Here is an 18,234-nt window from a genome sequence, read left to right as displayed (position 1 = left end):
AAAAGCGAGATGAACGATTAATGTCAGAGGTACATAAAGCAATTTCAGCACATTCATCAAAACAGCACGAGCATATCAAAGCATTTATGCGTCTTGAAAATATGCGTGAATTGGCGATTGAAGAAGCTGTTGCTAAATGCAGAAACGATGAGCCTTATACTACAGATGCAATTAATGAAATTACCGAGCAAATGAATCAGCTCGCTAAAAAAGGCATCGTCCCGACAAGACGGCTTGTATCAAAAGAAATGGTCAGAGAATACGTAAGCCGCATGTAAGCTGGATGATCCTGTCGCGAGTGAACCTCCTGCCGGAAGCATATACTATATGCATCCGACGTAAGGGGGGATTCAAGTTGGGCAGAACAAAGCTCGGAAACAGAAATGCACAGGCGAATAACAATGCCAAAAAGAAAAACGGATTTCAAACCCATTTTGACTCTTACGCAGGACGCGAAGCTGAAAAGCTGATCGCCAGCAACAAAAGACACAACGATTGATAAATATCCAAACAGTATCTCTAATTAAAGAGATACTGTTTTTTATTTTTGGGCTGCTTATGATAAAATAGAAGGAATGAAAGAAAAGGGAGTTATTTGATGAATAATAATAAACTATTGCTGGTTGACGGCATGGCTCTTTTATTCCGGGCCTTTTTTGCCACGGCCGTACATCGCAACTTTATGATAAATGACAGCGGGGTGCCGACGAATGGCGTCAACGGCTTTTTAAAGCATTTGATTACAGCTGTGGAAACATTCCAGCCGACACACGTCGTCTGCTGCTGGGACATGGGGAGCAAAACGTACCGAAATGACTTGTTCCAAGATTATAAGGCTAACCGCAGCGCGCCGCCTGTGGAGCTGATTCCGCAGTTTGATTTGGCAAAGGAAGTAGCCGCAGAGCTTGGAATTATGAATATTGGCTTTGCCGGCTATGAAGCGGATGACTGTATCGGTACTCTTGCCGATTTATTTGCGAATGAAGCGGACATTACGGTCGTAACAGGAGACAGAGATTTACTTCAGCTGTTAACGGATAAAGTAAGCGTTGCTTTGCTTCAAAAAGGAATCGGAAATTATAAAGTCTATACAAAAGAGACTTTTTATGAAGAAACAGGCGTAATGCCGAAGGCTTTGATTGATATTAAAGCGCTTATGGGAGATTCCAGTGATAACTATCCCGGAGTCAAAGGGATTGGAGAAAAAACAGCCTACAAACTGATTCGTGAATACGAAACGATTGACCGTTTATTGGAAAATCTTTCTCTTCTTCCAAAAGGACAGCAGGGAAAAATTCAGCAAGGTTTAAGCGATTTGGAGATGTCGAGGAAGCTTGCGGAAATTCATTGCTCAGTGCCGCTGGCCTGCACACTGAAAGACGCTTTATTTACTTTGCAAATGGAGCAGGCGGCTGACATGCTTCGCCGCCACCAAATCAAAGGAATTGAGCGTATGCTTGAAAAGCTGAACGCTAGAGAGATCGTTTAGATCTTCTCTAGCGTTTTGTATTGCTTTTTTTTGCTCTCTCCTCAAGCTCTGTTTTAGGGTCATTATGTGTATTGCCTTCCAGGTCGCCTTGCGGAGTAACACCGCCGGTCAGCCGGCCTTTATCTTTCTTTTTCATGTTAGTTCACCTCGCCATTAGGATGAACCAATGATCAAGATTTAATTCTTTTCATTCAGCCGAATCGCTTCTTTTGCCAGAAGATCGGCTTTTTGGTTTTGCTTGCCCGGTATCCATTTGATGAAAAAAAGAGGGAATGCCGCTTTTAATCGGATGATTTCTTCTACGAACGGTTGAAACGTTTTATTTTTAACCATTTCAAGCTCAGTGGCGCGTTCCACAATATCTGAATCGGTTCGAAAGGAAACCGATTGATACCCGCGCGTTGCACATAGCTTCATCCCTTCAATTAATGCAAGAAATTCCGCTTCTTGATTTGTATGCACTCCGATTGGAATAGAGAAGGATTCTGCTGTTCCCTCATGTTTGATAAAAATGCCGATACCGGAAGGTCCGGGATTACCAGCGCTTGCGCCGTCTACGTATATTTCTGTAGGCATTATGAACTCCTTTCATCTTTAGGTATCATTTTTTTGGCTGCATAAGCATAAGGCAATGAAATCAAAGATACCGCAAACTTAATCAAATATGTAGAAATAAAAATATGAAGCCACACGCCTGCCGGATAAATGCCGAGAAAGGCGACTGCAGTGAATATGAATGTATCAAACAACTGGCTGACTGCTGTACTGCCGCCGTTTCTGAGCCATAAAAGCCGATCAGAAGGAAATATCCTTCTAATTGCCGAATATACATAAACATCCAGCGTTTGGCTGAAGATAAAGGCAAGCAGACTTCCTAACGCAACTCGCGGAAGGAATCCGAAGATCGTTTCCAGCGCTGTTTGTGATATGTCGCTGGAAGCCGGTTCGAAAAGCAGCACGCCCTGCATGACAAATGTCAGCGTCAGGAGCGTTGAGAATCCGAGCCATACCGCTTTTCTGGCTTCAGCTGGCCCGTATTTTTCATTCAGCACATCTGTCGCAAAAAAGATTGTGCCATACATCACATTCCCAAGTGTCGCTGTTAAGCCAAACAGTTCGACTGTTTTGACGACTTGGAGGTTGGCGCAGACTGTCGCAAAACCGATCCAAACAAACAGCCCCATTTTGCCAAATCCTTTATAAAATAAAAGAACAATGATAAAATGAATGATCGCAAAAAAGATCCAAAACGAATTATTAAACAAGATGAAAAAGCTTCCTTTCCGGGGTAAGATTGGTTTGATTATAGCATAAGCCCGACAACTAATGAATGGTAAGGTGATTGTAATGAAGCTCAGACCGCATTTGAAAATAGAAGCAAAAGGAACAGGATCCCTCTCATTTTTTAGCGAAGACTGGCTGACAGCACAGCAGGCACGTATGCTCGCCAGAGAACTTGGACGTTTTCCATACATGAAAGAGCTAGAGTTCGAAGACGAGAAAGGCGGCAGCTGGACGCTGAAGGAATTGGAAAAGCTGACAGAGGAGCTTGCTCAAGAGCCTGATGACATTACTGTTTATTTTGACGGCAGTTTCGATAAGGAGAGCGAACTGGCCGGTCTCGGGATCGTCATCTATTATTCATTGGGAGGAATCCGTCATCGCTTGAGAAAAAATAAAAGCTTCCGGCTGAAAACCAATAATGAAGCTGAATACGCAGCGCTTTATGAAGCAATAAGAGAAGTAAGAGAGCTGGGGGCAAGCAGAAATTCAATTACAATCAAAGGGGACTCGCTTGTTGTGCTGAATCAGCTTGACGGCAGCTGGCCTTGTTATGATCCATCTCATAATGAATGGCTTGACAAAATAGAAGCACTCCTTGAATCGCTGAAGCTTACTCCAACCTACGAAACAATACAACGAAAAGACAATCAGGAAGCTGACGGCCTCGCTAAAAAAATTCTATCCCATCAATTCGTAGAAAGCCACACGAAATTAGACCGTAACGGAGATGACGATATTGGATAAGAAAATGATCTTTAAAGAACTGACAGAACTGCACGATGAATATTGCAAGGACTGTTTTATTAAGAAGCAGTTTCGCAAAGAATTTGGCAAAACTTATGCGCATTCATTTTGTATCAATAAATGTACGGTTGGTGAAAAGTTGAAACAATACGGAGATGTCTTAACCAATCACTAAAAATAAAAACCGCAGAAGCTGCGGTTTTTATTCTTTAAATTCATCCAGCTGATGCTCGCTATCATCTAGCAGCTGCTGTTGCTGCTTTACAAATTCAGGATCATCGAGAGCTGCCAGCTCTTCAGATTGTGACAGTTCTCTAGCATCCTCAATGGCTTGGTATGCAGAGTCGACTAATGTTTTGCTTTGGCCTCTCGTCGCGGCTCCTGTTGTTTTCTGTGCTGTTTCCACCGCTAGTTCCAGCCGCCGCTTATCCGTAAAGCCAGTCTGATCCTCATTATGAAATTCTGAAGTCACAAAAAACACCTCCGCCATTATTTTGCAGAGTTTTTTTGAAATTTATGTACCAAAATAGAAAAGAAAATAAAAATAAGCCGATATAACTATTGAACCAGAATAAATAGGACTGTTTTACTATTTGAGGTATCTTGATAGAGAAGGGGAACGCAGCTATGGATGATAAAGACTTGAAGTTGATCCTTCACAAAACATTTATAGAAATATACAGTGATTTAGAAGAACTGGCGGATATCGCGAAAAAAGGAAAACCATCAATGGAAAAGTATGTTGAAGAGATTGAACAGAGGTGTAAACAAAACATTTTGGCGATTGAAATCCAGATGAAAATCAAATAGGAGAGGCGAATGCCTCTCCTCTATTTGTCATCTCATCATCATGTATTGAGTTTAGAGTTTTACAACATTAGAAGCTTGAGGTCCACGATTACCTTCAACAATTTCAAAAGAAACTTCTTGTCCTTCTTCTAATGATTTGTATCCATCTCCTTCGATAGCTGTGAAGTGAACAAATACATCGTCTCCGCCTTCAACTTCAATGAAGCCGAATCCTTTTTCGTTGTTGAACCATTTTACTTTACCGTTTTGCATATTGCTTAATTCCTCCTAGTACTGTAGCACTCATGTGCTAAAAAAAATTTTGTCATCATCTAACTTTGACTCATTGTTAAATGATGGTTCAACTATACACCATCTGGGAGCACCCGTCAAGTTTCGAAACGGCTTATTTTTCAAAAGAAGGGGAAGTTTCATAAAAAAATGTAACCGCTTTTATTAATGGCTGAATATAAATAAAAAGAGCACACGATTTTCGTATGCTCTCAAGTACGCCATTACGATAGCACTTTGGCTTTTTGTTTGGCGGTCATCATTTCTGATTCCTTCAGGATATCCTCTAAAATCACTTCAGAGGAGTTTGCTAAATGAAGGTCCTTAATGTTTTTCTTCATGCGATGCAAGGTATCTTCATCTGCAAGAAGGGAAGTGACTGATTCGAGAATCTCTTCATGACGGTTCACAACGATGGCAGCTCCGCGGTCTTCAAAGAAGTTTGCATTTTCTTTTTCCTGGCCAGGCACGGGTTTGTACAGAATGACAGGCACTCCAATGGCTGTGGCTTCTGTCAAAGTAATGCCGCCGGGCTTGGTAATCATGCAATCTGTGATCCGAAATAGCTCATCAATGCGCTCCACATAGCCCAGAACTTTTAATTTGTCACCATTTTCCGCTTCAAGCGCACTCAAAGATTCTTTTAAAGCCGTATTTTTCCCGCACACGACAACTACTTGCACTTGGTCATCCTTGACAAGGTTTTCGCACAGCTCTTTTACGTTCTTTAATACACCGTGAGCACCTGCCATGATCAGAAGCACTTTTTTGTTTGGTGAAAGATTGTACTTTTTATATATCGGGCCAACCGGCATGGATTCTTCAAATTGCGGCCTGATTGGAATTCCTGTGATTTTTACATTGCTTGGATGAGTGCCGATCTCCAGCAGTTTTTCCTTCACGTAATCTGTCGCCACATAATATTTATCCACGTTTTCGTGAACCCAAATTTTATGAAGACAAAAATCAGTCATAACGTTGAAGGTAGGAATGACTCTTCCAGTTCGGCGTCTGTATTCCGGCACGACGATCATCGGAAATGTATTAATAATAATATCGGGCTGATGTTCATCGACAAGTTCGCCCAATCTTTTATTACCCATTTTAAAGTAAATATTGAATTTACGTTTATTATAGATTTTGTCAACTCCGTAATAAAACAAACGATAAAACTGTTTCCCGATTGAGAAGCTTTTTAAATAAAGGTATTGAGTTACCTCTGAAACAATCGGATTTGACTCTTGGTACAAATTAGAAACTGTTACATGCTGAAAGCCGAGCCGTACACATTGTTCATAAAGTGTTTTGGCTACCTGCACATGTCCATTTCCGTAATTTGCAGTCAAAATTAATACTCTTTTATTGGTATTCAAGTAAATTCACCTCAATGTAATCAACAACAAGCAAGCTTCATGCATCGTAAGGAGTTATTGTCTATACATAAACATAACACAAATACATAATCGAATTATTAATGCAGTGAAAAAGTTAAGCTAATTTTAAATGATTTGGATTCCAGTATTTTAAATTTTTGTTATACGCAGACTGAATCAGATGTATTTTATCATATTTTTTGCTCAGCGTATCACTAAAAAAAGAAAAATTAGTCCCATTCATAAGGAGTTTCCTGGTAAACGTAATAATTCAGCCAATTCATAAACAATAATGTGGCATGCGCTTTCCAGCGATTCACTGGCTCGTTGCTGCCTTTTGCAAAATAATGTTTAGGCGCCTCGACAGTAGAAAGGTTTCGTTCCAAATCTCTTTCATACTCTTGAAGAAGCGTATTTGTATCATATTCAGGGTGCCCTGTCAAAAAGACTTGTTTTTCGTCTTTAGACACAATTAAGCAAACCCCGGCTTCCTTTGATGCGGTAAGAATGTTTAACTCGGGCACTGCTTGAAGCTGTTCCATATTTATATCTGTATGCCGGGAATGCGGCACGTAGTATAGCTCGTCAAAACCTCTTACCAATCTTTCGTGTTTTGAAAGAACGGTATGTTCGAACACACCGAAGATTTTTTTCGGCATTTGAATTTTTTCCACACCGTAATGGTAATACAAACCTGCTTGAGCACCCCAGCAAATATGCAAGGTTGAAGTGACATTTGTTTTGCTCCACTCCATGATTTCCTTGAGCTCTTCCCAATATGAAACCTCTTCAAACGCCAAATGCTCGATCGGCGCACCGGTGATAATCATGCCGTCAAACCTCTTGTGACGGATATTGGAAAAAGTCGTGTAAAATTCGTCAAGGTGTTCTCTCGCAGTATTTTTCGGCGTGTGTGTGCTTGGGATTAAAAATGTGAAATGAACCTGTAAAGGCGAATTTCCAAGCAATCTGAGAAGCTGAGTCTCTGTTTGGATTTTTTTCGGCATCAAATTTAATATAATAATTTTTTGCGGCCGGATATCCTGATGAAATGCTCTGCTTTCATCCATTACAAATATATGTTCACTTTCAAGCACCTGTTTTGCCGGCAGGTGTGTTGGTATATTAATAGGCAACGTGCCACCTCCATTATTTCCCCGTTTAATTTTCTTCATTATAGGAATTTTCACGCCAATTTTCAATCTATCTATACGTGTTGAGGGGGAAACAACAGAAAACTCTTTAAATAAAACGCACTGACACGCCTTTTGGTTTCACAGTAAGATGATTTTCAAAGATGTCAGAGGGAATTGTAATGTTTTATAGAATGATAAGATAAAAAACGAGCGTTATGAATTGATAATGAACGGACGTTCATATCGTTAGGCTTCTTATGAGTTCTTAATTGATGTTTACATTTTGAATTGCGATTTAAAAAAGGTAAAATAATCAGCACCAAGGACATAGGAGGGACTTACATGTCTATTTATCATATGAAGGTACGTACAATCACAGGGAAAGACATGACACTTCAGCCGTACGCGGGAAAGGTACTGATGATCGTGAATACAGCAAGTAAGTGCGGTTTTACTCCCCAATTAAAGCAGCTGCAGGAATTATATGATACATATCAGCAGGAGGGGCTGGAGATCTTAGGGTTCCCCTGCAATCAATTCATGAACCAAGAGCCTGGTGAAGAGGCTGACATACAGGAATTTTGTGAAACAAATTACGGTGTTACATTTCCTATGTTTTCAAAAGTGGATGTAAACGGGAAAAATGCCCACCCGCTGTTTATGTATTTGACAGAACATGCGAAAGGGATGCTGGGAACTAAGGCGATCAAGTGGAATTTCACGAAATTTATAGTGGATAGAAATGGAGAAATCGTTGGCCGTTATTCACCAAATACAAATCCGAAAGAGCTGGAAGACGATATCGTGAAGCTATTAGAGCAATAAAAAGAGGGTGTTTTTGTGAAGGAATTGAAGCTGGCAGAGCAAATCAGGGCATGGGTTCAATCTATCCTGACTGACGAAAGCTCTGGACATGACTGGCATCATGTATCAAGAGTAGCAGATCTTGCAGCGTATATTGGAGAAAAGGAAAAAGCGGATTTGTTCATTGTTGGCGGCTTTGGTTCATGATTTAATTGATGTGAAGCTGCCTGACACGGTCAGGCTTTCTGTGAGCGAAGTATATGATCAGCTCGTTTTTTTCGGAGTAGGAAAAGAGAATGCTGACAGGGTGATTCATATTATAACAAGGATGTCCTTTCGAGACAGGGAAAAGCTGGCAAAGGAGCCGCTCTCAATTGAGGGAAAAGCCGTACAGGATGCTGACAGACTTGATGCGATTGGTGCTGTCGGGATTGCGAGAGCTTTCATGTTTGCGGGCGCAAACGGGCATGGCCTTTATGGAGATGATCAAAGCGCCTACGCTCATTTTTTTTATAAGCTGCTGCGGCTGAAAGATATGATGAATACAGACACTGCACGGGAACTGGCAGAAGAAAGACACAATTTTATGCTTCAATTTGTCCGCCAATTAGAAAAAGACATACCCGGGATTGATGCCGAAACGTCGTAATAGAAGGCTTGGAGCGACTATGATAGAATAAGTCACAGATATGCTATAGGAGGACGATCATGAAGATAAAATCAATTGAACCTACACCAAGCCCGAATACAATGAAAGTCATCTTAACGGAAGAGCTTCCGGCGGGCAAAAGCAATAACTATAAACCTGAGCAAGCAGAAGGCGCACCGCCTGTTATAGCGGAAATCCTTAAAATAGATGGAGTTAAAGGGGTATATCACGTCGCAGATTTTCTTGCTGTTGAACGGAATGCAAGATACGACTGGAAAGACATTTTACCGCAAGTCCGCACTGCATTTGGGATGGAAAGTGCTGAAAGCGGAGAAGAAAATCGTTCTGATCAAGAATCTTTTGGAGAGGTAAAAGTTTTTGTGCAGATGTTCAGCGGCATTCCTATGCAAGTTAAATTAACCGATGGAGAGCGGGAAGAACGCTTCGGCTTACCTGAACGCTTTCAGCAGGCGATCTTAAAACTTAGATCTGAAGCTTCTAATGTTGTGTTTGAGCGGGCTTGGAAAGAACAAGGTGTCAGATTCGGTGACTTTGATGAAATCGGCCATGATGTGACAGAAGAGCTTCAGGCGGCATACAGTGATGAACGGCTGAAACGACTGACTGAAGCAGCCGCTCAAGGAAAGGGCGAAGCAAAACAAGCTGTACAGCGCAAAGCGTATAAAGTAACGCTTGACATGCTGGATGATGAGGACTGGAAAAAGCGTTATGCACACTTGGAACAGATGGATCCGAAAGAAGAGGATATCCCGGTTTTACAGAAGGCATTGGATGATCCAAAGGTGTCCATCAGAAGACAGGCTGTTGTGTACTTAGGAATGATTGAAACACCTGATGTTCTTCCTCTATTGTATAAAGCACTTGAGGACAAAGCTGTATCAGTCAGAAGAACGGCCGGAGACTGCCTGTCTGATATCGGCGATCCTCAAGCCATTCCTGCTATGATCAAGTCATTAAGCGACTCCAGCAAGCTTGTTCGCTGGCGTGCGGCCATGTTCCTGTACGAAGTCGGCGATGAAAGTGCAATTGAAGCTTTGCGCGCTGCCGAAGATGACCCCGAATTTGAGGTCAGCCTTCAAGTCAAAATGGCGCTTGAACGTATTGAGCATGGAGAAGAAGCAAAAGGTTCTGTTTGGAAACAAATGACGGAAAGCAGAAAAAAAGGCGAATAAAGATAAAAAAGGTGCAGATCATGCACCTTTTTTATGTGAATTCACTTTTTATAAAAATTATTTCGAATATTGTTGAAAAATATCCGAAAACTATTTATAGTAAGTAACAATATTAATAGTTGGAGGGTTCAAATCGAAAGAAAGCTATATAAATATAAAAACACGAAAGAGCAAAACAAGGTGAGGGCGGCCTGTATTTATCTTATTTGCAAAAACAGCCCATAAATAAACTGAAAATTGTCAAAATAAAATCCAATCAAACAATTGAAAGAATTTAGGGGGATCACCATGGCAGAATTACGCAGTAATATGATCACACAAGGAATCGATAGAGCTCCGCACCGCAGTTTGCTTCGTGCAGCAGGAGTAAAAGAAGAGGATTTCGGCAAGCCGTTTATTGCGGTGTGTAATTCATACATTGATATCGTTCCCGGTCATGTTCACTTGCAGGAGTTTGGGAAAATCGTAAAAGAAGCAATCAGAGAAGCAGGGGGCGTTCCGTTTGAATTTAATACCATTGGGGTAGATGATGGCATCGCAATGGGGCATATCGGTATGAGATATTCGCTGCCAAGCCGTGAAATTATCGCAGACTCTGTGGAAACGGTTGTATCCGCACACTGGTTTGACGGAATGGTCTGTATTCCGAACTGCGACAAAATCACACCGGGAATGCTTATGGCGGCAATGCGCATCAACATTCCGACGATTTTTGTCAGCGGCGGACCGATGGCGGCAGGAAGAACAAGTGACGGGCGAAAAATCTCCCTTTCCTCAGTATTCGAAGGGGTAGGCGCCTACCAAGCAGGGAAAATCAACGAAAATGAGCTTCAAGAACTAGAGCAGTTCGGATGCCCAACGTGCGGGTCTTGCTCAGGTATGTTTACGGCGAACTCAATGAACTGTCTGTCAGAAGCACTTGGTCTTGCTTTGCCGGGTAATGGAACCATTCTGGCGACATCTCCGGAACGCAAAGAGTTTGTGAGAAAATCGGCTGCGCAATTAATGGAAACGATTCGCAAAGATATCAAACCGCGTGATATTGTTACAGTAAAAGCGATTGATAACGCGTTTGCACTCGATATGGCGCTCGGAGGTTCTACAAATACCGTTCTTCATACGCTTGCCCTTGCAAACGAAGCTGGCGTTGAATACTCTTTAGAACGCATTAACGAAGTCGCTGAGCGCGTGCCGCACTTGGCCAAGCTGGCGCCTGCATCGGATGTGTTTATTGAAGATCTTCATGAAGCGGGCGGCGTGTCAGCGGCTCTGAATGAGCTTTCCAAGAAAGAAGGAGCGCTTCATTTAGATGCGCTGACTGTTACAGGAAAAACTCTTGGAGAAACCATTGCCGGACATGAAGTAAAGGATTATGACGTCATTCATCCGCTGGATCAACCATTCACTGAAAAGGGTGGCCTTGCTGTTTTATTCGGTAATCTAGCTCCGGACGGCGCTATCATTAAAACAGGCGGCGTACAGAATGGGATTACGAGACACGAAGGGCCGGCTGTCGTATTCGATTCTCAGGACGAGGCGCTTGACGGCATTATCAACCGAAAAGTAAAAGAAGGCGACGTTGTCATCATCAGATACGAAGGGCCAAAAGGCGGACCTGGCATGCCGGAAATGCTGGCGCCAACATCCCAAATCGTTGGAATGGGGCTCGGACCAAAAGTGGCATTGATTACGGACGGACGTTTTTCCGGAGCCTCCCGTGGCCTCTCAATCGGCCACGTATCACCTGAGGCAGCTGAGGGCGGGCCGCTTGCCTTTGTTGAAAACGGAGACCATATTATCGTTGATATTGAAAAACGCATCTTGGATGTACAAGTGCCAGAAGAAGAGTGGGAAAAACGAAAAGCGAACTGGAAAGGTTTTGAACCGAAAGTGAAAACCGGCTACCTGGCACGTTATTCTAAACTTGTGACGAGTGCCAACACCGGCGGTATTATGAAAATCTAGACAGCTGGGGACACTTTCTTTTATTTTAAGGCGTGAACATTTGAAATCCGGCCCTCTCTATAGTATCCTTTACTTCAGATGAAGGATACTAGAGGGGGCTTTTTTTATGTCAATGGCTTATGAAGAATACATGCGCCAGCTTGTCGTACCGATGCGCCGCGAGCTGACTGGAGCAGGTTTTGAAGAGTTAACAACAGCGGAAGAAGTAGAAAACTTTATGGAAAAGGCAGAGGGCACAACTCTTGTAGTCGTTAACTCTGTATGCGGCTGCGCGGCAGGCCTTGCGCGTCCTGCGGCTACACAGGCAGTCCTCCAGAATGACAAAACACCTGACAATACGGTGACTGTATTTGCGGGCCAAGATAAAGAAGCTACTGCGAAAATGCGTGAGTATTTTACTGGCCAGGAGCCTTCTTCACCATCAATGGCTCTTTTGAAAGGCAAAGAAGTCGTACATTTTATTCCGCGTCATGAAATTGAAGGACACGATATGGAAGAAATCATGAAAAATCTGACTGCTGCCTTCGATGCGCACTGCTAAATGCCCGTTCTCCGGGCATTTTCTTTTTGGGAGTACAGAAGATGATAACAACAAGCTATAGACCGTCTGAACACACCATAAAAACTGCAAAGCAGCTTTCTAAAGAGCTAAATATGCCATACTGCGGCCGGAATAAACAAACGGTTGAGCACCTGCTGAAATCAGCTGAACGTGATTTGCTTGTGGTCGTCAAAGAGCGGTTTGAGCTGTATACGAAACAAGGTGCCAAATTCTTTTTTCATCCGAATACAGCGATGTTCAGAGCCAAACGCTTCTTACAGGGGGAGAAAGAGCCTATGCTTCGGGCTGCCGGCTTATCTGAAGGGGATACGTTTTTAGATTGCACACTCGGGTTGGGGTCAGATGCCATTATCGCAAGTATGGCAGTAGGCGAAACGGGTTCTGTTGTTGGGATTGAAAAAAACCATCTTGTGTCTGTTTTAGTGAGGACGGGGCTGCATTCATGGGAAACGGGTATAGAAGAGCTTCAAGCTGCGATGAGAAGAATCCAGGTGAAGAATGGTGATTGCTTTGAACACATCAAGCAGCTCCCTGACAACTCTGTTGATGTGGTTTATTTCGATCCAATGTTTCATGAACCTGTAGAAACCTCTGACGGCATCGCGCCTTTACGTGATTTGGCAGAGGATTCCGTTTTGCACGAAGGATGTATCAATGAAGCGGTACGAGTCGCCAGAAAAAGCGTTGTGCTAAAAGACCACTGGAAAAGCCCGCGGTTTGAACAGTTTGGTTTTAACGTCATGAAAAGAAAAACAGCACTGTTCCATTATGGCGTCATTCAAACAAGCCCGTGATTCATATCACGGGCTTTCTGTTAATCGGTGACCTCCATGACGACAAAGTATAATAATGTTAAGAGTGAAACTGTGGCAAACAGAGCGTCAATCATGCGGAAAGCCTCCTTTCATGAAATATTGTAAGCGTTTTTACACAAAGTGCATAGCAACGAATCTCCTAATTTGCATATCAGTTTCATATAGTACATGACTTGCATGTTTTGGATGTGCTAAAATAAGAGAAACATGACAATAAAATAGAGAGGAATAAGCAGTCATGAAATTGTGGATGAGAAAGACCCTTGTGGTTTTATTTACCATTGTAACGTTCGGGCTCGTATCTCCTCCGGCTGCCCTTATGGCGGACAAGCCTTCCGGACAGCCGAGCAGTCTTGAGCAGAATGATTACACCGCTTTTTATGATGAGCATGACCTGTACGATGATGAGTCGGATGACAGGCGAGATCCTGAACTGCTTTTTCAATCGTACAAGGAACAGCTCCTTGACAGCGCTGAGGATCAGTCCTTTTTAAAATTCGGCAGCAGAATCGCTCCTGTCATTGAGGATGACTATCGGAAAGAGATCCTGCCAAAAATCGAAAATGTGATTAGTGATTATTTAGCGACATTGCAAGATGATGAGGCGTACCAAGATGTTGTGATCTCAAGCATGCCTTCAGCGGGCAAAACGGAAAAAATTTTCAACGTTTACAATCGGACAACTGGAGAAGATCTTCTCAGATTCCATGTGCGAAGAGACCACCCGCCTCATGACGGCTACTGGTTTAATTTTCATTATCATACAGCAGAAGATGGATTTCAATCACATCATGAGCTTGGGAGCATTTACTGGGACCGCAACACGCCTCCCAACTGGATGAGTGCTGGATGAGTGCCTAAAGGAGATGCCATTAGACATGAAAAAGTACACAATGAATGAAATGGTCGATATAACAAAGGATATGCTGAACAAACGGGGCGTTATGATAGAAGATATTGCACGGATTGTTCAAAAACTTCAGGAAAAATACAATCCAAATCTGCCGCTCAGTGTTTGCATGGAGAATGTAGAAAAAGTCCTGAACAAACGTGAAATTATTCATGCTGTTTTGACAGGCCTTGCACTCGATCAGCTTGCAGAACAGAAGCTTCTCCCCGAGCCGCTGCAGCACCTTGTTGAAACGGATGAACCGCTTTACGGCATAGATGAAATTATCCCGCTTTCAATCGTTAATGTGTACGGGTCGATCGGTTTGACCAATTTCGGTTATTTGGATAAAGAGAAGATTGGAATTATTAAGGAACTTGATGAAAGTCCAGACGGTATTCACACCTTTTTGGATGATATTGTGGCAGCTCTTGCTGCAGCAGCGGCGAGCAGAATTGCACATACGCATCAGGATCTGCAAGATGAAGAAAAAGAACAGGATGAAAAGCCTGTTGTCAGCTGACTATAAAAAAATCATTTCTGGGTTCAGAAATGATTTTTTATTGTGTTACACTACTAGAAGACTACTTTTAAAGGATGAAAAAAATGAAACAGTATAAGGATTTATGCAGACATGTTTTAGAGCATGGTGAGAAAAAGGGAGACCGGACAGGGACCGGAACAATCAGCACTTTTGGATATCAAATGAGATTTAATTTACGGGAAGGCTTTCCGATGCTCACCACTAAAAAACTCCACTTTAAATCAATTGCGCATGAACTGCTGTGGTTCTTAAAAGGAGATACGAATGTACGCTATCTGCAGGAAAACGGAGTGCGAATCTGGAATGAGTGGGCTGATGAAAACGGTGAACTTGGACCTGTATATGGCTCCCAATGGCGTTCTTGGCGGGGAGCTGATGGAGAAACCATTGATCAAATTTCCCGTCTTATTGAAGATATTAAAACAAATCCGAACTCCAGACGCTTAATCGTCAGCGCCTGGAATGTTGGTGAAATTGATAAAATGGCGTTGCCGCCGTGCCATTGCCTGTTCCAATTCTATGTGTCTGACGGCAAGCTGTCCTGTCAGCTGTATCAGCGCTCTGCCGATGTTTTCTTAGGTGTGCCGTTTAATATTGCATCTTATGCCCTCCTAACCATGATGATTGCTCATGTGACTGGGCTTGAACCGGGCGAGTTCATCCATACGTTTGGTGATGTTCATATTTATCAAAATCATATTGAACAAGTCAATTTGCAGCTGGAAAGAGATGTTAGACCGCTTCCGCAGCTTCGTTTCGCCAGAAAGGTTGATTCTATTTTTAACTTTGCATTTGAGGACTTTATCATCGAGGATTATGATCCGCATCCTCATATAAAAGGGGCGGTCAGCGTATGATTTCATTCATTTTTGCGATGGATGCCAACAGGCTTATCGGCAAAGACAATGATTTGCCGTGGCATTTGCCCAATGATCTTGCATACTTTAAGAAAATAACATCGGGCCATTCAATCATTATGGGCCGGAAAACATTTGAATCGATCGGACGTCCGCTTCCAAATCGGAAAAATATTGTCGTTACCTCAGCGCCGGATTCAGAATTTCCGGGATGCACGGTTGTCAGTTCATTAAAGGATGTACTGGACATTTGTTCAGGCCCTGAAGAATGCTTTGTGATCGGAGGGGCTCAGCTCTATACGGACCTGTTCCCTTATGCGGACAGACTGTATATGACGAAAATTCATCACGAGTTTGAGGGTGACCGTCACTTTCCTGAATTTGATGAATCCAATTGGAAGCTGGTTTCTTCTGAGCAGGGGACCAAAGACGAAAAAAACCCGTATGATTACGAATTTCTAATGTATGAAAAAAAGAATTCTTCTAAAGCGGGAGGATTTTAATTGGTTCGCTACAGCCTTCTAGTGGTTTATATTGTGTATATGCTGTTAAAAAATATGAAACAATTATTTAATCAAACAATGCTCGATCCCCGTCTGTCATACAAAAAACAGATGGCTCTTGTGTACGAACAGCCAAAGGCGTTTTTAGAAGGCTGTATCGGCATCTCCGGTTCAGTTGTGACGATCCATCAGCCAGAGCCAATACCACACGGTCCTGTTTTGTATGTGCATCCCCGTTTGCGTTTGGCTGAACTGGCCTTAATTGCTGGATATATTGAGGAACCGGCCGGCTTTATCGCTAACCCAAAAGTGTTCCGCTTGCCTTTTATCGGGCAATGGCTGGATCGGATGGATGTGATTTCAGACGGGGATTCAGAAAAGGTATATGAAGATGTGACAAAACAGCTGGAAAAGGGACAAAGCCTGATTCTTTCACTAGATGGTTCTATTGATCCTGTAGAACTTGCGGCCCGCTATCATCTTCCGTTGGTGATGGTGGAAACGAAAGGAACAGATAACATGCAAAATGGCTCGTTTTTTAAACGCTTAAAACCGGCAGACATTGAATTGTCCTTTTCAAAAGCTTATATACCTGCCAATGAAAAACAATTACGTGCATAAAAAAGCGCAGTCGTGAAGACTGCGCTTTTCTGTTACTGTTACGAAAGGAAAGGCACCTTTACACAATAGAAGAGCACGCAGAAAAACATGGCAGCGCTCCCGCCCAATACAAAGCTGTGCCAAATGGCGTGATGGAAGGGGATCTTTTTCCAAATGTAAAAGATGGTTCCGACAGAGTATAAAATGCCGCCGAGAAAAAGGAGGCTGAATCCCGCTCCGCTCAGTGAAGCATATAAAGGTTTAACTGCAATAATCATCAGCCACCCCATGACTAAATACACGAAGGTTGACAATAGGATAAACCGTTTCACAAAGAAAATTTTAAAAACGATTCCGCCTAGGGCAAGTGACCATACGATAACCAACAGGGTAAAGCCGAGTGTGCCTTTCAGCGGCCCAAGCAAAAAAGGCGTGTAGGTTCCGGCGATGAGTACGTAAATTGCGCTATGATCAATAATCTCCAAAATGTCCTTCGTTTTTTTATGTGTGATGCTGTGAAGCAGGGTGGAGCTCAAATATAACAGCAGCATAGAGACACCGAATATTGTAAAGCTGACAATGTCCCATGCAGACCCGTAATTAGCCGCAAATATGATTAGAAACACTAATGCTGGGATGGATAAGAGGACACCGATGCCGTGTGTAATCGCATTGGCGATCTCTTCTTTGATTGTAAACAAGTACATTCTCCTTTCGATCGCTAGATCATTTGATTTTTTAACGTCTCTATAAAGCTCAAGCCCTCAAAGGTAATTTTTGTGCCTGCGCGTCCGCGGCTTTTGGTGACATAATCTTTTTTCTCCAAATAGTCGAGACGGCTTCTGACCTGCTGAGGAGTTAACGAGGTTTGGGTATTTTTGCTGTGTTCAGAAATGATCCGTCTGCTGGCAGGTTCTCCTTTTTCGTTCAATACTTTTATTGTTTCCAAAATAAACAAAAACTCAGCTTTTTCCATTAAAGTAAGCAGTTTCGCTTTTTTCTTCGACGTTTTTCCGTCTATCGTGCCTCTAATATACGGCGGCAGGTCATATGGCTGAATCGTTCCCCCGCTTGATACTGCCGCCATATAATCTGCAGCGTTTTTTAATTCCCTGACATTGCCTTCAAATGCATGCTTCTCAAGCACGGGAAAAACGGAGGGATCGATTAACAATTGCTGACCAGAATTTGAGAGAAAATGCTGTGTCAAAAGCGGAATATCGCTTTTTCGTTCCGATAATTCGGGCAGTGTGAGCGTTAAAATGTTCAGTCTGTAGAATAAGTCTTGCCTGAATGTATGTTCCACGGATCGGTCTGCAGAAGCACAGATCATTCGCGGTTTCTCCGTGTCTGAATCAAGCGCTTTTAACAGCTGAGCTTGTACAGAAGCAGGCATGCGCCATACATCATCAAGAAAAAGGGTTCCTCGTACCGCTTTTTGAAAAACACCTGTGTTTCCGTTAGGGCCAAAAAGCTCATGAATAAGGGTTTCTTCCGAATGGGTGCTGCAATTGACGCTTATAAACGGTTCATTGCTTCTCGAAGATTCCAAGTGTATGGCATGTGCGAAGTGATTTTTGCCTGTTCCGATTTTTCCTGTTATTAAGACAGGAAGCTCCGATAACGAGAACTGCTTGGCGATTCGCTTCGCTTCCAGAAAAGTTTGATGTTCTCCGATTAGATGTTGAAATGTATTGAGTTTTGGTGCACTATTCATCAATTGGCTCCTTTTGGTTCTAATTGGTTT

Annotated in this window: 26 protein-coding genes and 1 pseudogene; 17 read left to right on the top strand and 10 right to left on the bottom strand. The window is 42.7% G+C overall.

Annotated elements, in window-relative coordinates; translation table 11 throughout:
• Positions 1-20 precede the first annotated feature (20 nt).
• The 3 genes from NSQ12_RS11280 (at position 21) to exnP (ending at position 1,489) form a co-directional block, all read left to right on the top strand.
• Complete coding sequence (locus NSQ12_RS11280) at positions 21-278, top strand: YpbS family protein (protein WP_003230757.1); 258 nt, start codon at positions 21-23, stop codon at positions 276-278.
• A gap of 77 nt (positions 279-355) precedes the next feature.
• Positions 356-499 (top strand): hypothetical protein, encoded by a 144-nt coding sequence (locus NSQ12_RS11275; protein ID WP_003218259.1) that lies wholly within the window; start codon positions 356-358, stop codon positions 497-499.
• 99 nt (positions 500-598) lie between these two features.
• Positions 599-1,489 carry a 5'-3' exonuclease ExnP gene (gene exnP / locus NSQ12_RS11270; RefSeq protein ID WP_163138299.1) on the top strand — a complete coding sequence of 297 codons (891 nt, stop codon included), beginning with the start codon at positions 599-601 and terminating at the stop codon, positions 1,487-1,489.
• Between the two features lie 7 nt (positions 1,490-1,496).
• Here the strand turns inward: exnP and sspL are convergent, their stop codons facing one another.
• Genes sspL through NSQ12_RS11255 form a run of 3 tightly spaced genes read right to left on the bottom strand, consistent with a single transcriptional unit; the run spans position 1,497 to position 2,754 of the window.
• Complete coding sequence (sspL, locus tag NSQ12_RS11265) at positions 1,497-1,625, bottom strand: small, acid-soluble spore protein L (protein WP_003218255.1); 129 nt, start codon at positions 1,623-1,625, stop codon at positions 1,497-1,499.
• Positions 1,626-1,666: 41 nt separating this feature from the next.
• Positions 1,667-2,065: a reverse transcriptase-like protein gene (locus NSQ12_RS11260; protein ID WP_015251853.1), complete on the bottom strand. Its 399-nt coding sequence runs from the start codon at positions 2,063-2,065 to the stop codon at positions 1,667-1,669.
• Positions 2,065-2,754, bottom strand: a complete 690-nt coding sequence (locus NSQ12_RS11255; RefSeq protein WP_014477139.1) for a queuosine precursor transporter — start codon at positions 2,752-2,754, stop codon at positions 2,065-2,067. Before NSQ12_RS11255 ends, NSQ12_RS11260 begins: the two co-directional genes overlap by 1 nt.
• Before the next feature lie 82 nt (positions 2,755-2,836).
• On the opposite strand from NSQ12_RS11255, the gene NSQ12_RS11250 reads away from it, so the two are divergent.
• Positions 2,837-3,517, top strand: coding sequence for a ribonuclease H family protein (locus tag NSQ12_RS11250; protein WP_163138300.1), 681 nt, complete (start codon positions 2,837-2,839; stop codon positions 3,515-3,517).
• Positions 3,510-3,692: a zinc-finger domain-containing protein gene (locus NSQ12_RS11245; protein WP_004399003.1), complete on the top strand. Its 183-nt coding sequence runs from the start codon at positions 3,510-3,512 to the stop codon at positions 3,690-3,692. The genes NSQ12_RS11250 and NSQ12_RS11245 overlap by 8 nt, the downstream gene beginning before the upstream one ends.
• Positions 3,693-3,719: 27 nt before the next feature.
• Here NSQ12_RS11245 and NSQ12_RS11240 read toward each other — a convergent pair whose 3' ends face one another.
• A complete protein-coding gene (locus tag NSQ12_RS11240) occupies positions 3,720-3,989 on the bottom strand; it encodes a DUF2564 family protein (protein ID WP_015251856.1) in 270 nt (89 codons plus the stop codon).
• A 155-nt stretch (positions 3,990-4,144) separates the two neighbouring features.
• Here NSQ12_RS11240 and degR point away from each other — a divergent pair, with 155 nt between their 5' ends.
• Positions 4,145-4,327 (top strand): transcriptional regulator DegR, encoded by a 183-nt coding sequence (degR, locus tag NSQ12_RS11235; protein WP_003230774.1) that lies wholly within the window; start codon positions 4,145-4,147, stop codon positions 4,325-4,327.
• Positions 4,328-4,378: 51 nt separating this feature from the next.
• On the opposite strand, the gene cspD is transcribed toward degR, so the two are convergent.
• From cspD to metA, 4 genes are all read right to left on the bottom strand, one after another.
• Positions 4,379-4,579: a cold-shock protein CspD gene (cspD, locus tag NSQ12_RS11230; RefSeq protein WP_003230776.1), complete on the bottom strand. Its 201-nt coding sequence runs from the start codon at positions 4,577-4,579 to the stop codon at positions 4,379-4,381.
• A gap of 30 nt (positions 4,580-4,609) precedes the next feature.
• Entirely contained in the window at positions 4,610-4,741 is a 132-nt protein-coding gene (locus NSQ12_RS11225; RefSeq protein ID WP_119899525.1) for a hypothetical protein, read from the bottom strand.
• 80 nt (positions 4,742-4,821) lie between these two features.
• Positions 4,822-5,970: a diglucosyl diacylglycerol synthase gene (locus NSQ12_RS11220; RefSeq protein ID WP_003246153.1), complete on the bottom strand. Its 1,149-nt coding sequence runs from the start codon at positions 5,968-5,970 to the stop codon at positions 4,822-4,824.
• Between the two features lie 230 nt (positions 5,971-6,200).
• Positions 6,201-7,106 (bottom strand): homoserine O-succinyltransferase, encoded by a 906-nt coding sequence (gene metA, locus NSQ12_RS11215; RefSeq protein WP_004398721.1) that lies wholly within the window; start codon positions 7,104-7,106, stop codon positions 6,201-6,203.
• Between the two features lie 342 nt (positions 7,107-7,448).
• Here metA and NSQ12_RS11210 point away from each other — a divergent pair, with 342 nt between their 5' ends.
• From NSQ12_RS11210 to NSQ12_RS11160, 11 genes and pseudogenes are all read left to right on the top strand, one after another.
• Positions 7,449-7,931, top strand: coding sequence for a glutathione peroxidase (locus tag NSQ12_RS11210; RefSeq protein WP_038429196.1), 483 nt, complete (start codon positions 7,449-7,451; stop codon positions 7,929-7,931).
• A gap of 15 nt (positions 7,932-7,946) precedes the next feature.
• A pseudogene (gene hdhQ / locus NSQ12_RS11205) lies at positions 7,947-8,559 on the top strand (Mn(2+)-dependent (deoxy)ribonucleoside pyrophosphohydrolase).
• 59 nt (positions 8,560-8,618) lie between these two features.
• The gene (locus NSQ12_RS11200; RefSeq protein WP_032722021.1) at positions 8,619-9,752 is read left to right on the top strand and encodes a conserved virulence factor C family protein; all 1,134 of its coding nucleotides are present in this window, start codon (positions 8,619-8,621) and stop codon (positions 9,750-9,752) included.
• Positions 9,753-10,040: 288 nt separating this feature from the next.
• Positions 10,041-11,717, top strand: coding sequence for a dihydroxy-acid dehydratase (gene ilvD / locus NSQ12_RS11195; RefSeq protein ID WP_009967560.1), 1,677 nt, complete (start codon positions 10,041-10,043; stop codon positions 11,715-11,717).
• A 106-nt stretch (positions 11,718-11,823) separates the two neighbouring features.
• Complete coding sequence (gene brxA / locus NSQ12_RS11190) at positions 11,824-12,258, top strand: bacilliredoxin BrxA (RefSeq protein ID WP_003230794.1); 435 nt, start codon at positions 11,824-11,826, stop codon at positions 12,256-12,258.
• Positions 12,259-12,299: 41 nt separating this feature from the next.
• A complete protein-coding gene (locus NSQ12_RS11185; RefSeq protein WP_339174747.1) occupies positions 12,300-13,073 on the top strand; it encodes a class I SAM-dependent methyltransferase in 774 nt (257 codons plus the stop codon).
• Between the two features lie 259 nt (positions 13,074-13,332).
• Positions 13,333-13,947, top strand: a complete 615-nt coding sequence (locus tag NSQ12_RS11180; RefSeq protein ID WP_317680646.1) for a YpjP family protein — start codon at positions 13,333-13,335, stop codon at positions 13,945-13,947.
• A gap of 25 nt (positions 13,948-13,972) precedes the next feature.
• Entirely contained in the window at positions 13,973-14,506 is a 534-nt protein-coding gene (locus NSQ12_RS11175; protein ID WP_003230797.1) for a phosphatidylglycerophosphatase A, read from the top strand.
• 83 nt (positions 14,507-14,589) lie between these two features.
• Positions 14,590-15,384 (top strand): thymidylate synthase, encoded by a 795-nt coding sequence (locus NSQ12_RS11170; protein ID WP_024572096.1) that lies wholly within the window; start codon positions 14,590-14,592, stop codon positions 15,382-15,384.
• Entirely contained in the window at positions 15,381-15,887 is a 507-nt protein-coding gene (gene dfrA / locus NSQ12_RS11165; RefSeq protein WP_088326321.1) for a dihydrofolate reductase DfrA, read from the top strand. The genes NSQ12_RS11170 and dfrA overlap by 4 nt, the downstream gene beginning before the upstream one ends.
• Entirely contained in the window at positions 15,888-16,508 is a 621-nt protein-coding gene (locus NSQ12_RS11160) for a hypothetical protein (RefSeq protein ID WP_004398497.1), read from the top strand.
• A 38-nt stretch (positions 16,509-16,546) separates the two neighbouring features.
• On the opposite strand, the gene NSQ12_RS11155 is transcribed toward NSQ12_RS11160, so the two are convergent.
• Entirely contained in the window at positions 16,547-17,188 is a 642-nt protein-coding gene (locus tag NSQ12_RS11155; RefSeq protein ID WP_004398522.1) for a hemolysin III family protein, read from the bottom strand.
• Positions 17,189-17,208: 20 nt separating this feature from the next.
• Positions 17,209-18,204, bottom strand: coding sequence for a sigma-54-dependent transcriptional regulator (locus NSQ12_RS11150; protein WP_004399025.1), 996 nt, complete (start codon positions 18,202-18,204; stop codon positions 17,209-17,211).
• Positions 18,205-18,234: the final 30 nt, after the last annotated feature.

Source organism: Bacillus sp. PS95 (assembly GCF_037963565.1).
Classification (GTDB): Bacteria; Bacillota; Bacilli; order Bacillales; family Bacillaceae; genus Bacillus; species Bacillus subtilis.
The sequence above is the reverse complement of the archived record's forward strand: the minus strand, read 5'-3'. Positions and strand labels throughout refer to the sequence as shown.

Bases quoted from the DNA above. Each gene is read 5' to 3' on its own strand.
- NSQ12_RS11280 (WP_003230757.1), top strand. From the start codon at position 21: ATGTCAGAGGTACATAAAGCAATTTCAGCACATTCATCAAAACAGCAC.
- exnP (WP_163138299.1), top strand. From the start codon at position 599: ATGAATAATAATAAACTATTGCTGGTTGACGGCATGGCTCTTTTATTC.
- sspL (WP_003218255.1), bottom strand. From the start codon at position 1,625: ATGAAAAAGAAAGATAAAGGCCGGCTGACCGGCGGTGTTACTCCGCAA.
- NSQ12_RS11260 (WP_015251853.1), bottom strand. From the start codon at position 2,065: ATGCCTACAGAAATATACGTAGACGGCGCAAGCGCTGGTAATCCCGGA.
- NSQ12_RS11250 (WP_163138300.1), top strand. From the start codon at position 2,837: ATGAAGCTCAGACCGCATTTGAAAATAGAAGCAAAAGGAACAGGATCC.
- degR (WP_003230774.1), top strand. From the start codon at position 4,145: ATGGATGATAAAGACTTGAAGTTGATCCTTCACAAAACATTTATAGAA.
- cspD (WP_003230776.1), bottom strand. From the start codon at position 4,579: ATGCAAAACGGTAAAGTAAAATGGTTCAACAACGAAAAAGGATTCGGC.
- NSQ12_RS11225 (WP_119899525.1), bottom strand. From the start codon at position 4,741: ATGAAACTTCCCCTTCTTTTGAAAAATAAGCCGTTTCGAAACTTGACG.
- NSQ12_RS11210 (WP_038429196.1), top strand. From the start codon at position 7,449: ATGTCTATTTATCATATGAAGGTACGTACAATCACAGGGAAAGACATG.
- NSQ12_RS11200 (WP_032722021.1), top strand. From the start codon at position 8,619: ATGAAGATAAAATCAATTGAACCTACACCAAGCCCGAATACAATGAAA.
- ilvD (WP_009967560.1), top strand. From the start codon at position 10,041: ATGGCAGAATTACGCAGTAATATGATCACACAAGGAATCGATAGAGCT.
- brxA (WP_003230794.1), top strand. From the start codon at position 11,824: ATGTCAATGGCTTATGAAGAATACATGCGCCAGCTTGTCGTACCGATG.
- NSQ12_RS11185 (WP_339174747.1), top strand. From the start codon at position 12,300: ATGATAACAACAAGCTATAGACCGTCTGAACACACCATAAAAACTGCA.
- NSQ12_RS11180 (WP_317680646.1), top strand. From the start codon at position 13,333: ATGAAATTGTGGATGAGAAAGACCCTTGTGGTTTTATTTACCATTGTA.
- NSQ12_RS11175 (WP_003230797.1), top strand. From the start codon at position 13,973: ATGAAAAAGTACACAATGAATGAAATGGTCGATATAACAAAGGATATG.
- NSQ12_RS11170 (WP_024572096.1), top strand. From the start codon at position 14,590: ATGAAACAGTATAAGGATTTATGCAGACATGTTTTAGAGCATGGTGAG.
- dfrA (WP_088326321.1), top strand. From the start codon at position 15,381: ATGATTTCATTCATTTTTGCGATGGATGCCAACAGGCTTATCGGCAAA.
- NSQ12_RS11150 (WP_004399025.1), bottom strand. From the start codon at position 18,204: ATGAATAGTGCACCAAAACTCAATACATTTCAACATCTAATCGGAGAA.